The sequence below is a fragment of the Paraburkholderia sp. JHI2823 genome (genome assembly GCF_038900695.1).
Classification (GTDB): domain Bacteria; phylum Pseudomonadota; class Gammaproteobacteria; order Burkholderiales; family Burkholderiaceae; genus Paraburkholderia; species Paraburkholderia mimosarum.
In genome coordinates, this window is record NZ_JAYMRY010000220.1 from 1 (window position 1) to 486 (window position 486).

The 486-nt window shown below is 50.4% G+C and carries 1 protein-coding gene; it reads left to right on the plus strand.

The features are described from left to right. Positions 1-247 precede the first annotated feature (247 nt). A partial coding sequence (locus VSR34_RS38380; RefSeq protein ID WP_342965230.1) for a hypothetical protein occupies positions 248-486 on the plus strand: 239 nt, incomplete at its 3' end.

Sequence of the window (486 nt, forward strand, 5' to 3'; positions counted from 1 at the left end):
GCCTGCTGCCGCTCCTCGGCCAAACAATCCTCAAAGGGCTGATAGACCCCGGAGAGAGTTTACCCGGTTAAGCATGACCCTATCGCAAATCCTGCCACAGTTGCTATCCACCAATTTGGTGACTGTCAAGGAGGCGCCAAAGTTCTCAAACACTACCTCTCCTAAGTACAACCCGAATGCCCGTTGTGCTTACCATTCAGACAGCCCGGGGCATGCCACTGATGACTGTTGGGCGTTAAAGAATAAGGTGCAAGACCTTATCGATGCTAAAGAGATACAATTCGAAGCGCCCGCAAAACCGAATGTAGTTACTGCCCCTATGCCTCAACACGGGGTAAATGCTGTTGATGAAGACGTTTATGCTGTTTCTGTGGATGATCTAGCCACTCCTTTAAAGATCATTAAGAAGAACCTACTGCAGGCCGGTTTATTTCCGGGTTGTGGTGAGGGTTGCCTGTTCTGTGCTGTGTCCCCATCCGGTTGTCC